The organism is Nitratireductor soli (assembly GCF_001050155.1).
GTDB lineage: Bacteria > Pseudomonadota > Alphaproteobacteria > Rhizobiales > Rhizobiaceae > Nitratireductor > Nitratireductor soli.
The window spans coordinates 82,190-96,152 of sequence record NZ_LFVY01000006.1 but is presented as its reverse complement, the minus strand read 5'-3'; the positions used below and the strand labels follow the sequence as shown (position 1 = coordinate 96,152).

Annotated in this window: 11 protein-coding genes; 3 read left to right on the top strand and 8 right to left on the bottom strand. The window is 62.8% G+C overall.

Translation table 11 applies throughout. The annotated features are described in order from the left end of the window. The first annotated feature begins 49 nt into the window (after positions 1-49). Together AB843_RS09040 and AB843_RS09035 are read left to right on the top strand one after the other, a co-directional pair. The gene (locus AB843_RS09040) at positions 50-1,048 is read left to right on the top strand and encodes a GlxA family transcriptional regulator (RefSeq protein WP_048646507.1); all 999 of its coding nucleotides are present in this window, start codon (positions 50-52) and stop codon (positions 1,046-1,048) included. A 109-nt stretch (positions 1,049-1,157) separates the two neighbouring features. After that, positions 1,158-1,643 carry an SRPBCC family protein gene (locus AB843_RS09035; RefSeq protein ID WP_048646506.1) on the top strand — a complete coding sequence of 162 codons (486 nt, stop codon included), beginning with the start codon at positions 1,158-1,160 and terminating at the stop codon, positions 1,641-1,643. A 24-nt stretch (positions 1,644-1,667) separates the two neighbouring features. Here AB843_RS09035 and AB843_RS09030 read toward each other — a convergent pair whose 3' ends face one another. Together AB843_RS09030 and AB843_RS09025 are read right to left on the bottom strand one after the other, a co-directional pair. Next, complete coding sequence (locus AB843_RS09030; protein ID WP_425286807.1) at positions 1,668-2,507, bottom strand: DUF1194 domain-containing protein; 840 nt, start codon at positions 2,505-2,507, stop codon at positions 1,668-1,670. Positions 2,508-2,606: 99 nt separating this feature from the next. After that, complete coding sequence (locus AB843_RS09025; RefSeq protein WP_048646504.1) at positions 2,607-5,126, bottom strand: GcvT family protein; 2,520 nt, start codon at positions 5,124-5,126, stop codon at positions 2,607-2,609. Positions 5,127-5,372: 246 nt separating this feature from the next. Between AB843_RS09025 and AB843_RS09020 the strand changes: the two genes are divergently transcribed. Next, positions 5,373-7,127: a hypothetical protein gene (locus AB843_RS09020; protein ID WP_244467935.1), complete on the top strand. Its 1,755-nt coding sequence runs from the start codon at positions 5,373-5,375 to the stop codon at positions 7,125-7,127. 161 nt (positions 7,128-7,288) lie between these two features. Here AB843_RS09020 and AB843_RS09015 read toward each other — a convergent pair whose 3' ends face one another. The 6 genes from AB843_RS09015 to AB843_RS08990 all read right to left on the bottom strand — a co-directional run bounded on the left by AB843_RS09015 (position 7,289) and on the right by AB843_RS08990 (position 13,898). Next, positions 7,289-8,716: an aspartate aminotransferase family protein gene (locus AB843_RS09015; protein ID WP_244467941.1), complete on the bottom strand. Its 1,428-nt coding sequence runs from the start codon at positions 8,714-8,716 to the stop codon at positions 7,289-7,291. 55 nt (positions 8,717-8,771) lie between these two features. Continuing rightward, the gene (locus AB843_RS09010; RefSeq protein WP_048646502.1) at positions 8,772-9,779 is read right to left on the bottom strand and encodes an NAD-dependent epimerase/dehydratase family protein; all 1,008 of its coding nucleotides are present in this window, start codon (positions 9,777-9,779) and stop codon (positions 8,772-8,774) included. Further along, positions 9,776-10,213 (bottom strand): EamA family transporter, encoded by a 438-nt coding sequence (locus AB843_RS09005; protein WP_048646501.1) that lies wholly within the window; start codon positions 10,211-10,213, stop codon positions 9,776-9,778. The genes AB843_RS09010 and AB843_RS09005 overlap by 4 nt, the downstream gene beginning before the upstream one ends. Positions 10,214-10,324: 111 nt before the next feature. Continuing rightward, positions 10,325-11,674 (bottom strand): FAD-binding oxidoreductase, encoded by a 1,350-nt coding sequence (locus AB843_RS09000; RefSeq protein WP_048646500.1) that lies wholly within the window; start codon positions 11,672-11,674, stop codon positions 10,325-10,327. A 2-nt stretch (positions 11,675-11,676) separates the two neighbouring features. Further along, positions 11,677-13,110: a UbiA family prenyltransferase gene (locus AB843_RS08995; RefSeq protein WP_048646499.1), complete on the bottom strand. Its 1,434-nt coding sequence runs from the start codon at positions 13,108-13,110 to the stop codon at positions 11,677-11,679. Between the two features lie 515 nt (positions 13,111-13,625). After that, complete coding sequence (locus tag AB843_RS08990; RefSeq protein ID WP_087587072.1) at positions 13,626-13,898, bottom strand: hypothetical protein; 273 nt, start codon at positions 13,896-13,898, stop codon at positions 13,626-13,628. Positions 13,899-13,963 lie beyond the last annotated feature (65 nt).

The window sequence follows — 13,963 nt, the reverse complement described above, 5'->3', positions numbered from 1 at the left end:
GACAGCTTCATGATCTGAAGCGACTGCCACGCGCACTCGGGAGGGTGGAATGCCGGGCGAAAACGTCTGCAAGAGATCGATTGTTTTCTTTCTCATTCCCGATTTCACGATGATGGCCTTCGCCGCCGCATTGGAACCGTTGCGCATGGCCAACCGAATGGCCGGCTATGAAGCCTATCAATGGCGGCTGGCCAGTGCCGACGGCACCCCTGTTCGGGCGTCCAATGGCGTCGAGGTGGCGGTCGGCGCGTCGCTTGCCGATGAGCGCCGCAAGATGGGCAATCACGAGCGCCCTTCCATGGTCATCGTCTGCGGCGGCCTCAACATCGAGACCTACAATGACAAGACGGTGTTTGCCTGGCTGCGCGAGGAATACAATCGCGGCGTGGCGATCGGCGGTTTATGCACTGCGGCGCATGTGCTGGCCGCCGCCGGACTGCTTGCCGACAAACGCTGCGCCATTCACTGGGAAAACCTGCCGGGCTTCGCGGAAAAATACCCGAAAGCCAATGTCTTCGCCGATCTGTTCGAGATGGAAGCCAACATCTACACCTGCGCCGGCGGCACAGCGGCGATGGACATGATGCTCCGGCTGATCGGCGAGGATTTCGACGACAGCCTGATCAACCGCGTCTGCGAGCAATTGCTGACCGACCGCGTGCGCAGCCCTTCCGACCGACAGCGCCTGCCGCTGAGGGCCAGGCTCGGCGTGCAGAACTCGAAGGTCCTGACCATCATCGAGCTGATGGAGGCCAATCTCTCCGAGCCCTTGTCCCTCGTCGAAATCGCCCAGGGCGTCGGCCTGTCGCGCCGCCAGATCGAGCGCCTTTTCCGTCAGGAAATGGGTCGCTCGCCGGCGCGTTATTATCTGGAGATACGCCTCGACCGGGCGCGTCACCTGCTGATTCAGTCGCCCATGCCTGTCGTCGAAGTGGCGGTCGCCTGCGGCTTCGTCTCGGCCTCGCATTTCTCCAAATGCTATCGCGAACTCTATGCCCGCTCGCCGCAACAGGAGCGCGCCGACCGAAAGCAACTGCTCGTCGCGTGACGCGAAAGCAATCGCCCGCCGGCCATTTCACAAAAAAATCGACTCGGTGTCGGATCGTGCCTGGGCCGACCGTCCTTGAGCCAGAAGACAATCAGAGGAGAAAATGACAATGGCCACCCCGATCGACATCAAGCCCGAATCCGACCGTGAACTCGTGCTGGCGCGCATCATCGACGCGCCGCGCGAGAAGATTTTCCGCGCCTGGACGGATGCGGACATTCTCAAGCAATGGTTCGTCCCTGCTCCATGGACCATTGCCAAGGCAGAGATCGACGTGCGCCCCGGCGGGGCCAGCCTGATCGTCATGAAAGACCCCGAGGGCAATGAGTATCCCAATGCGGGCGTCTATCTGGAGATCGTCGAGAACGAGAAGATCGTCGTCACGGACGCCTACACCAGCGCCTGGCAGCCATCGGAAAAACCCTTCTTCACCGCCATCATTACCCTGGAGGACGCCGGCGACGGCAAGACACGCTACATCGCGCGTGCATTGCATTGGACGAAGGAAGACCTGGAAGCGCACGAAAAGATGGGCTTCCACGAAGGCTGGGGCCAGGTCGCCGAGCAGATGGAAGCCGTGGCATCGAAGCTGTAGGGAAAAGATCAGGCGTGACCGCTCTCAGGGGTCGGTCCACATCCAGGAGCGGTCGCGCCACATCTTCTCGCCGATCAGGCAGTCATAGCCGCCGGTCTGCGCGAGGATCACCGGCATGGGATGATCGTCCTGCCAAGCCAGTTCGAGCACCAGCTTGCGGCGGACGGCTTCGGGAAACTGCGACCAGTCATTGACCGGAATCATGAAGGCACCCGGGCCGCCGATCACACATTCGCGATAATAGACATCCAGATCGCGCACATCGAAACCGCTGGTCAGGCCGCCATTGGTCATCAGCGGCAGCCCGTTGACCGTTATGCCGACGCTGATCAGCGCATCGCGCGCGGCGACCAGTGGCGCGCCCTGATTGTTCGGTCCATCGCCCGACACGTCGACCACCCGGCGCAGGCCGCGAAAGCCGCTTTCGGCGAAGAGGTCGCCGGCAAACTGCAGTGCTCCGGAGATCGACGTACGGCGCGCGCTGCTGGGCGGCTTGGCGGACAATTGCGTCGCCACCCGGGCAGCATCCTCCGCCGATGCGATCACCGTCCATGGAACGATCACATGCTGGGAGAAAGAGCCGGCCCACTCGAAATAGGTGATGGCGATCTTGCCATGCACGCCATCGAGAATGGCGTCGATCACCTCCTTGTGCGTCAAGGCGGCGACATAGCCCTTGCGCTGGATTTCCAGTTCGTCAGCCGACATCGACAGAGACACATCGACGGCCAGCACCAGCTCGACATCGACGGCTTCCTGTGCCCTGGCAACCGGCTGCCCCGCTGCCAGGAGGCCGCACAGGACACCCATCGCGACCAACGCGCCGCGACCGAGGAAACGCAGACCTCCAATCGACCTGGACATATCCACAGTCTACCGCATAGACCACGGCCGGCAAACGCTGTCTGGTCTCGCACGGCGCCGCTCGATCACATTCACGCGACCGGTGGACGCGGGATTCGCTCAGCAGTCGGTGCGCAGCGCCGCATTCTGCGGATCGAACGGGCTTTCCTCGATGACGGTCGCCGCATGCAGCTTGCCGAGTATCTTGATCTCGAGGTCCGTGCCCGCGTCCGCATGTTCGGGTCGCAGCATGGCGAGCGCCAGGCTCTTGCCGGTGCGCCAGCCAAAGCCGCCATGCGTGGCGCGGCCGATCAATTGCCCATCCCAGTAGATCGCCTCATTACCGCGTGCATCGGCATCTTCCACCCCATGCACCTCCAGCGTCGCATAGGTCCAGCCCGGACCGGCCTCGCGCTGGCGCAGAAGCGCATCGCGGCCGATGAAATCGCCCTTGTCGGGATGCACGAAGCGGTCGAGCCCGCTCTCCCAGGCCGTGTATTCGATCGACAGTTCGCGCGGGATCAGCCGGTAGCTCTTCTCGATCGCCATCGCCGTCATGGCGCGGATGCCGAACGGCTTGATGCCGAATTCGGCGCCGGCCTCCATCAGCGTATCGAAAATGGCGTTCTGCATTTCGATCGGATGATGCAGTTCCCAGCCCAGTTCGCCGACGAAATTGACGCGGAGCGCATGCGCGCTGGCCGCCCCGATTGAAACCGGCTTGCCGGACAGCCAGGGGAAGTCTGCGTTGGAAAGGCTGGTGCGCGTCACCTTGCGCAAGACGTCGCGGCTTTTCGGCCCGGCCAGCACCAGCACGCCATACTGCTGGGTGATCGGTTTCAGCGCCACCGAGCCGTCGGCCGGCAAAAGCTTGTGCAGCACGTCATGGTCGTGCGCCTCATAGGCGCCGGCCGAAACCAGGTAGAAGCGGCCTAGCTTCCACTCATAGACGGTGAATTCCGAGCGCACCCCGCCATTCTTCGTCAACAGGTGGCAGAGCGCCACCCTGCCCTGCTTCTTTGGAATGCGGTTGGCCAGGATGCTGTCCAGCCAGGCCCGCGCGCCGGGGCCGGAGACCTCCATCTTGGCGAAGGCCGACATGTCGAGCAGGCCGACATTCTCGTGGACATTCTTCACTTCATTGCCGACATGCGCAAAATAGTTCGAGCGGCGGAACGACCATTTCTCGACAATCCGCCCGTCCGGCAACGCCGGCGCGTGGTTGTAGTTCAACAGCACGTCCGCCCCGACGCCAAGCTCATCCTGCGGCACCGACAGGCCCTCCGGCGCGAACCAGTTGGGCCGCTCCCAGCCATAGACCGAGCCGAACACCGCGCCGTGCGCCTTCATCCGCTCGTAGCAGGGCGTCGTCTTCAGCGGACGCGCGGCAGCGCGCTCCTCGTCGGGATAATGCAGCGTGAAGACATTGGCGTAAGCCTCCTCGTTCTTCTCCCGCAGATAGCCTTCCGTCGCATACGGACCGAAGCGGCGCGGATCGACGCCCATCATGTCGATCGACGGTTCGCCCTCGACGATCCATTCGGCAAGCTGCCAACCGGCCCCGCCTGCCGCCGTCACGCCGAAGGAATGGCCCTCGTTGAGCCAGAAATTTTTCAGGCCGGGCGCCGGGCCGATGATCGGCGAGCCGTCGGGCGTGTAGGCGATGGCGCCATTGTAGATCTTCTTGATGCCCACCTCGCCGAAGGCTGGGACGCGGGCGATCGCCGTTTCCACATAGGGCATCAACCGGTCCAGATCCTCCTGAAACAGCTCGTACTCGCTGTCGTCCGACGGACCGTCGACATAACAGCATGGCGCCCCGACCTCGTAGGGTCCAAGCAAAAGTCCGCCATTCTCCTCGCGCATGTACCAGGAAGAGTCGCTCTCGCGCAGCACCCCCATCTCCGGAAGGCCCGCTTTCTTGCGGGCGATGATGGCCGGATGCGGCTCTGTGACGATGTATTGATGCTCGACCGGGATGACCGGCACGTCGAGCCCGACCATGGCGCCCGTCTTGCGGGCGAAGTTGCCGGTGCAGGAAACGACGTGCTCGCAGGCGATGTCGCCCTTGTCGGTCTTCACCACCCAGCCGCCATCCGCCTGCGGCTCGATGGCCGTCACCGCCGTGTTGCGGTGGATCGCCGCGCCGAGGTCGCGCGCACCCTTGGCCAGCGCCTGGGTCAGGTCCGCCGGCTGAATGTAGCCATCGTCGGGATGCTGGATCGCGCCGAGGAGCCCGTCCGTCTCGCACAATGGCCAGGCCTCCTTGACCTCGTCGGGCGTCAAGAGCTTCACCGGCACGCCGATGGTCTCGGCAATGCCCGCATAATACATGTACTCGTCCCAGCGATCCCTGGTCCGCGCCAGGCGGATGTTGGAGCATTGGGTGAAACCGACATTCATGCCGGTCTCTTCCTGCAGCTCCTGGTAGAACTTCACCGAGTATTTGTGGATCTGGCCGACCGAATAGCTCATGTTGAACAAGGGAAGCAGCCCGGCCGCGTGCCAGGTCGAGCCGGACGTCAGTTCCTTGCGCTCGACGAGCACCACATCGGACCAACCCTTTTTCGCCAGGTGATAGAGCGTCGAAACGCCAACCACACCGCCGCCGATGACCACCGCCCGCGCCTCAGTTTTCATCGTCGGCATTCTCCCTCGCCATCATACGGCCGGGCTTAGGCGCCGCCGTGATCGATCCACTCTTGCAGCGCAATCTAGTCCGGGCAAGCGGGCCCTTCATTGCCTGAATGCGACATCACTGAAACGGCCCACGCCATCGGACGCGGCAGACGGCGGCGGGTGGTGGGCGGTGGACCGGCGATTGAGCCAGCGAATTAACCTCTTTTGATCGCCTCTGCTGTAGAAGCTAGCGGAATGGCGGGAACGATGCATCACGGGCAAGACATGGCAACGGCGATCGAACGAGAAACGACATCAAGGAAACACGCGCGCCTGACGAGCCCGGTCGCCCTGTTGTGCCTGACGGCGTTCGCCATGGCGGCCCTCCTGCTCTTGCCGCTCAACGTGCCGATCGGCCCCATGTACTGGGACCTCTTCATCTATTTCGACGCCGCCAACCGGCTGTTCTCGGGCCAGGTGCCGGCGACCGATTTTTTCACCCCCGTGGGACCGCTCGGCTATTATCTTTTCGCCGGCGGGGTGAAACTCTTCCCGCATGCCCAGCCGCTGCTTCTCGTGCACTGGTCGCTCTTCGCCGTCACCGCGCCGCTTATGGCGCTGGCGCTGTGGCAGGTCGACGCGAAATCGCGCGGCACGGCGCTCGCCCTGCTTCTGCCCTTCCTCGCCTTCGCCGTGCTGCCCTTCAACACGCGCGAGTTCTACTCCTTCCCCGGCTCCGACGGGTTCGGCATCTACAACCGGCAGGTCTGCCAGCTTCTCTATGTGCTGACGGTCGCGCTCGTCTATCTGCGCGATCAGCGGCTGCTGCTCGTCTCCATCGTCACCGGTATGACGGCGCTGTTCCTGACCAAGATCACCGGTTTCGTCTCGGGCGGGCTGCTATGCGCCTTCGCCTTTGCCGCCGGCCGCGTCTCGCTGCGCACAGCGGTCGCCTCGGCAGCGATCTTCCTCGCCATCCTCGGCCTTCTGGAGGTCTGGCATGGCTTCGCGCTCGCCTATCTCGGCGACATCCTGGCACTCGTCCGCATGAACGAAGGAAGCCTCCTGCCGCGTTTTCTCCAGGCGGCCTCGCACACATTCGGCATCGTCGCGCCGGCGGGCCTGCTGGTGCTCTTCCTGCTCCATCGCGAGCGCCGGACGCTTGCCGACCGACTGCGCGCCGTGCGCACCCCGCCGCGCCTTGCCGCACTCGGCCGTTTCCTCGACCACGACGCGTTCTGGATCCTCGCCGTGCTGGTCGCCGGCATCTTCTTCGAGACGCAGAACACCGGCAGCCAGGCGCTGATCTTCGTCTGGCCGGTGCTCCTGCCCGCCCTCCTCCGCCTCTGGCCCGACGCGGGGCGGCGCAGCACGTTCCTCGTCGCCGCCACCCTTGCCACCGCTGCCGCCCTGCCGCCGCTCGTCAACGCCGCCGAGCGTGCCGCGCGCACCTATATCGGCGCGATCAAGAACGTGGACATGCCGAGCAGGAACCTGAAGACGCTTGCCCGTCTCAACATGCGTCCGGAAATCCTCGCCCGCTCGCAGAAGATGCTCGACTTCTATGCCAGGCACCGCGACACCTATGCGGACTTCATCCGCATAGGGGAGCTGCCCGCCTACATGTTCTATTCGGAGTTCGACTTCCAGGCCGCGCATCTGATGGCCATCGACGACGCCGTCGACGCGATCCGCGCGCTGGAAACGGAACAGGGCGTCGAATTCCAAACCATCCTGAACCTCAACTTCGTCAACCCCTTCCCCTGGCTCCTGGACCGGCATGCACCGCTTCACTTGGCGATCGGCGCCGACCCGACGCGCGCCGTCCCGCCGCCGGACGCCGAGGCGCTGGAGGCGGTGCGGCAGACCAACCTGATCCTCCACCCCACCTGCCCGCTCACCACGGCCAATGCGGATTTGCTGAAGCTCTACGCGCCGGCCATGCGGAACCATGAGCGCATCACGCTCAACGACTGCTTCGACGCCTATCTCGGCCCGCGCGTGGCCGCGCGGATCGAGTAGGCAGGTTCTCTTTGCACGGCGGGCGGATGAGGGGCTTGCGCCGTCGCAACCAAAAAGAAGGCCGGGACAAGCCCGGCCAGTTGTCGCGCGAGAGGCGTTATTTGGTAAATTTATCAATCATTTGACAGCCAATTCGGACTCATCTTGTCAGATGCCGGCACCTACTTCACCTGGCTCTTGACGAAGTCCTTGACGATGGAAACAACGCCGCGCCCGAGCAGCGCATCGAGCGCATCCACCAGCTTGTCGACATGGTCGCGCCCGACGATCAGCGGTGGCAGAAGGCGGATGACGTTGCGGTTGTATTCGGTGAAGGCCACCAGCACGTCGTAATCGCGCAACAGAAGCGCACCGACGAAGCCGGACAGCGACCCCTTCAACTTGTCGTCGAGCATGCCGACGACCGGCCGCAGCACCGCCGGCAGCGTCTGCGAGAAATCGTGGAACTCCAGGCCCACCATGCAGCCGCGCCCACGGATATCCTTGATGATGCGCGGGTACTTGTCCTTCAGCGCGTTCAGACGCTCGACGAGATGGGCACCGACCGCGTCGGCGTTTTCCATCAGCGCCTCGTCATAAAGGACATTGACGCCCTCGATGGCCGTGGCGCAAGCCTCGCCGATGCCGCCGAATGTCGCCATGGCGTGGATCATCGCCGTCTTAGGCGTGCCATAGGCCTTCATGTAGATGTCGCGCCTGGCGATCATCGCCGCGATGGCCGCCTTGCCGGCGCCGAGCGACTTGGCCAGCGCCGTGATGTCGGGAACCACATCATAATGCTCAAAGGCATAGAAGCGTCCGGTGCGTCCATAGCCGCACTGCACCTCGTCTGCCACCCAGATGACACCATACTGGTTGCACAATTGGCGCAGCTTCTGCCAGAATTCGCGCGGCGCCTCGTTGATGCCACCGCCCCCCTGGACGGTCTCCAGCACGATGGCGCCGATTTCCGGATCGGTGCGGAAGGCCGTCTCGATGGCGTCGATGTCGCCGAAAGGCACGCGCACCGTATTGTCGGTCAGGCGGAATTCGCCACGGTAGAGCTGTCCGTCCGTGATGGTCAGAACACCCTTCGTCTTGCCGTGGAAGGAGTTTTCCGCATAGACGATCTTCGGCCGCTTCGGTCCCGCCGCCCGCTCGGCAAGCTTCACCGCCGCTTCCATCGCCTCGGAACCGGACGAGCCGAGAAACACCATGTCGAGTTCGCCCGGCGAGCAGGCGGCCAGATTGCTGGCCAGCGCCGTGGCGTATTGCGACATGAAGGCTATGGCGATCTCGTGCCGCTTCTCAGCCTGGAATTTCGTCCGCGCCTCGAGAATGCGCGGATGGTTGTGGCCGAAGGCCAGCGAACCGAAGCCGCCAAAGAAATCGAGGATTTTCCGGCCGTTCTGATCGATGTAGTACATGCCTTCGGCGGTCTCGATCTTCACCTTGTGGAAGCCGAGCAGCTTCATGAAGTGCAACTGGCCAGGGTTCAGATGCGCCTTGAACAGCTCCGTCATGCGCTCGATGTCGAGCGCCTTGGCGTCCTCCACCGTCAGAAGGTTCGGCTTGACGATCGTCTTCGGCGCAAGTTCCGGTGCATTCATCACGGGCCTGGCTCCACTCGTCTCTGTTTTAGCAATCACGGTCATCGAGACCTCCCTATTCGGCTGGAACCTGGTGCGCACCGACGGTCCGGCCGTCTTTCTTGGCGCGGTACTCGTCATAGGCGGCGATCAGCATGTCCCCGTCATTGTATTGCGGCACCCAGCCCAGATCCCGTTCGCCCTTGGAGACGTCCAGCACGCACATCTCGTCGGCGATCAGATATTGTTCGGGGTCCATCAGCGGCATGTTCATCGCGTCGAGCAGGTCGAGCGTCCGCTTCACCGCCCAGCCGGGCGTCGGCAGAAGGAACGACTTCGAACCGGCATGCTTGACGAGATCGCCAAGCAGCTTGCGCACCGGCGGCGGGTTGAGCGAGCCCAGATTGTAGGCCTGGTTCGGCACCCCCGCCTTCCAGGCGAGCCGCGCAGCTTCCGCGCAATCGAACACCGAGATGAATTGATACGGGTTCTTGCCCGAGCCGATCATCGGCACCGGCAGGTTCATGTCGACCAGCTTGAACAGCTTTTCCAGGATGCCGAGGCGGCCGGGCCCGATGATCAGCCGCGGGCGGAACAGCGAGATGTTCATGCCGCGCTTGCGCCAATCGCTGGCCAGAACCTCGGTGTCGAGCTTCGACTGGCCATATTCGCCGAGCGGCGAGACCGGATGGTCCTCGGTCATCGGATAGGTCACGGTGTGGCCGTAGATCATGTCGGTGGTGAAGTGGACGAGCCGCGAAGCCCCGGCCTTGTCCATCGCCTCCATGATGTGGGCGGTGCCGTGATAATTCACCGGATAGAAGAAGTCATGCCGCTTGGCGCGCACCTGGATCGGCGACAGCATCTTGGCCGACAGATTGTAGACCATGTCGTCGGGCTTGATGCCGAGTGCCTGGATGGCGGCCGGGTCGGTCACGTCGCAATGGACGAACTTGGCTTTGCGGTAATGCGTGAGGTCGCTCTTGACGATGTCGGCGACGATGACCTCCTCGCCATCGGCGATGAGCTTGGGAGCCAGATGGCGGCCGACAAAGCCGTCGCCGCCGAAAATAACATGTCTCATTGGATGATCGACCTTTCGGACTGCAGTTTGTCTTTGGAGAGCGCCGCCTCCTGCTCGGGCTTATCGCGGCCGCTCTGGGCGATCAGCACCGTGCCGATGCAGATCAGCGCGATGCCGCCGATGCGGTAGGCGTTCAGATCCTCATGGAAGAGGAAATAGGCGAACACGGCGACGGCCACATAGGCGAGGCTCAGGAACGGATAGGCGAAGGACAGCTCGACCTTCGACAGCACGTAGAGATGCGAGGCCATGGAGATGACGAACACGCTGAGGCCAGCGAAAATCCACGGACTGAAGACGATCTGCAGGACCTTCAGGATCGGGTTGTCGCCGGCGAAAGTCAGCGGCCCGAGCGTCATCATGCCGTGCTTCAGCATCAGCTGCGCGGCCGCGTTGGTCATCACCGTGAAAAGTATGAAGGGTATGTATTTCATCGTATCCCGCCCGTGCCTGTCATAACCCGTTCACGCAAACAAACCGTGAAGCGGAAAGGAAAAATTGCGCTCATCGCGTGAAGTTTACGGCGCGCGATGACCCTTATGCGCCTATTCGGCCGCATGCCGCCCTCCATTCTGAGAGGAACCCAGCTGCAACGCCGTGCGCCGCCAGAAATCCGACAGGAACACCGGATCGCGTAGCGCCTCGACATCGCGCCACCGCCCGAAGGAAGCGTCGAACAGGGCAGCCCCCATGCGCGCATCCTTGTAGGGATTGACCGCGCCACCGGCATCGACCGTCATCCGATCGAGCCGCTCGAACAGCGCATTCGTTGCAGCACCCGCATTGGAAAAATCGAGCGTCAGCGTGTAGCCCGGCCTGGGAAACGACAGCAGTCCCGGCGATGCCGTGTCGCCGAACCGCTTCAAGACTGTCAGGAACGAGGCCTGCCCCGCATCGCGCGCCGCCGCCATCATGGCCGGGATGGTCTGCCGCGCCGACGCGAAGGGCACCACGCTCTGGTGCTGCAGGAGACCGCGCGGTCCGTAGAGCCGGTTCCAGTGGCGCACCGCGTCGAGCGGAAAGAAATAGCTTGCATAGGACGCGCGCCGTATCCCCTCGGCGCGGCCTTTCTGCCAGGCGAAGGCGCCGTTGAACAGGCGCAGCGACCAGCGGTTCAAGAGATTGACCGGCGGACGGAACGGCACGGACAGACGACGCCGCGAGGCCGGTTTGAAGGGTTCCCCGTCCGTCGCGTGGTTTGCCGTCAACAGGAAGCCGCGCCCTGCCCTGGCCCCGCCGGCAAGCTGGTCGATCCAGGCGACGGCGTATTCATTCTCGGCATCGGCCTGTTCGGCCAGATCGAAATATTCGCCGAGCCCGGAAAATCCGCGCACCCGCTCGTCGACATCCGCCGCGCCGACCTTCATGAGCTGGACCGTCGCGGTGACGATCAGACCCGTCAGCCCCATGCCGCCGATCGTCGCGCGGAAAAGTTCGGCGTTTTCGTCGAGGCTGCAACGGCGTGTCCGGCCATCGGAGCGCAACAGCGTGAAGGAGACGACGTGACAGCCGAACGTGCCGCGTCGATGATGGTTCTTGCCGTGCACATCGTTGGCGATGGCCCCGCCGAGCGTGATGAACTGCGTGCCTGGCACGACAGGCGGAAACCAGCCTTGCGGCGCCACATGGGCGATCAGGTCCGACAACATCAGCCCCGCCTGTGCCGTCACCACACCGCTATCCGCATCGAAGGCGATGATGCGGTTCATCGGCCGCATGTCGATCAGCGTTCCCGCGTCGTTGAGGCACGTATCGCCATAGGAACGGCCGTTGCCGTAGGGCAGAACCGACGATGGCAGCCCGTTTCCGGCACCCAGGCGTTCGATGGCCTCAGCCGCCGACATCACCCGCGCCTTGTTGTGGCGCACCAGGCCGAATGCGGAATAATCGCCCATTCCTACAATCCTGCGTAAAACAGGAGGAAGGCGCCGAAGCCGCCGATCAGCTGGCTGCGCCAGTCGCTGATGATGAAGACGATCGGATCGTCATGCATCTCGTTGCGGCGCGCCAGAACCCACATGCGAATGGTGATGTAGAGCACGATCGGGCACAGAGGCCAGATCAGCCATGGCCGCTCGTAGAGTTCGCGCACCGCGCTGCTTTCGATGTACAGCGCCAGCACCATCGCCGATGAGAAGGCCGACGCCATGCCGGCCTGCGCAATCACCTCCTGGTCCTCGGTCCGGTAGCCGCGCCCGGCAATGCGCTCGCCGATCGACAACTCCGTCGACCGCAGTTCCACATAGCGTTTCACCAGCGCCAGCGAGAGGAAGAAGAACACCGAGAAGGCGAGCAGCCAGAACGAGACGCCGATGCCGGTCGCCGCACTGCCGGCGAGGATGCGCAACGTATAGAGCCCCGCCAGCGTCAGGACGTCGATGAGAAGCATGCGCTTGATCGACAAGGAATAGGCCGTGGTGGCGACCAGATAGGCGAACAGTACAGCACCGAAGAGCGGCGGCAGGAAGGTCGCGGTGACGACACTCACCACCAGCAGGCCGATCATCGCGGCAAAGCCGAAGGGGATCGACAACACGCCGCTGGCGAATGGACGTTTGGATTTCGTCGGATGCCGCCGGTCGAGCGCCAGATCGAAGAAATCGTTGAGGATATAGATCGCCGATGCGGCAAAACTGAACGCAACGAAGGCCAGGAACCCAAGCGCCATCATGTGCGGATCGAGGTAGTCGTGATTGAGGATCAGCGGCACGAAGATCAGCGTGTTCTTCAGCCATTGATGCGCTCTGAGCATCTTTACATAGGTCTTCAGGGTCGGCTTCTCGCCGGCAAACAGCTCGCCGCCATTGGCTTTGTGCCAGCGCGCCGCCGCGCGGTCCGGCGCAACGACGACCGCCCGGCGCGCCGCGTCGAACACGGCCACGTCGGCGCGGCTGTTGCCCGCATAATCAAATCCGCCATCGCCGAAGACGCTGACCAGCGCCTCGCGCTTGATCCGCGAGGCCATGTTTCGCCCCGGCTCGGTCGAAATGACCGAATCGAAAACGCCCAGATGCGCCGCCACCGCCTCGGCGAACTTCTTTGGGGCCGCCGTTGCCAGCACGATGTGCCGACCCTCGGCCTTGTCTTCGCGAAGTCGCGCAAGCAGATCCTGCCGGTAAGGCAGGCCGGCCGGGTCCAGCTCCACACGCTCGGCGATGGCGCATTTCAGCCGTGCTTTTCCCCCCAGCAACCAGAATGGCAGCAGGAAGAGACAGTACGGTTTGCGCCGCAGCAGAAGAAACAGGCTCTCCCACAAAAGATCGGTCGCAATCAGTGTGCCGTCCAGATCGACGGCAAGTGGCACCGCATTGCGTTCGGATCGCGCGTCCATGAAAGCCCCCTAAAGCATTTTGCAGTCAGATGGAAACATCTGACGTCCGCATAAATGCGGAAAACAAATAGTTAGATCAGTTCATCGTTTCACGGAATTGATGAACTGATCTAACAACCCCGCCTTGGAGAACGACCTACGCGAAATGGGCTTCCGAAATCTGAATTGACGCGGTCTGCTTTAACATAAAAAGCCGGATTCCGGTATCAGGCTTAACACTTCTATAACAACCCAAAGAAAAGGCCGCGCAGGAGCGCGGCCTTCTAGAGCATTTTGCAGTCAGGTGGAATCACCTGACGTCTGCATAAATGCGGAAAAACAAACAGATAGAGCGGGGCAGCGTTTCCATGAAACGATGAACCGGTCTAGAGCGCCGTGCGTCCATTCGGACGCACAAAGGACGCTCTACCACTTTGAATCTATGCATCGGCCCGAAAATCGATTCCGATTTTCGGGCCGATGCAATAAAATGATTGTTCAGGCAAAAGCTGCCTTGGACGCTCAGCGCCCCGGTACTATTGGATGCGTCCGCGGCCGCCCGAAATCTCGATGGTTTCGGAGCCGGTCAGCACTTCCCGGTCACCATTCGGCAGGGTCACGAAGCAACCCGAGTTGCAGAACTCGACGGTCTCACTGGGACCGACGACCAGTTCCGACTGGCTGCCGCCCTCGGTGACCACCAGTGTACGCGGTTCGCTGTCGCGGTTGACCGCACTGGCCGCCATCGCCACGCCACCCGAGATCAGCAGCGCCGCGGTCATGAGAAGAACATTTTTCATCGGTTTCATCGGTGTTGCCACCGCCCCTGTCAAACGGAGCCATAGCTCCTTTTTCCAACCAGCTTATAGAGATT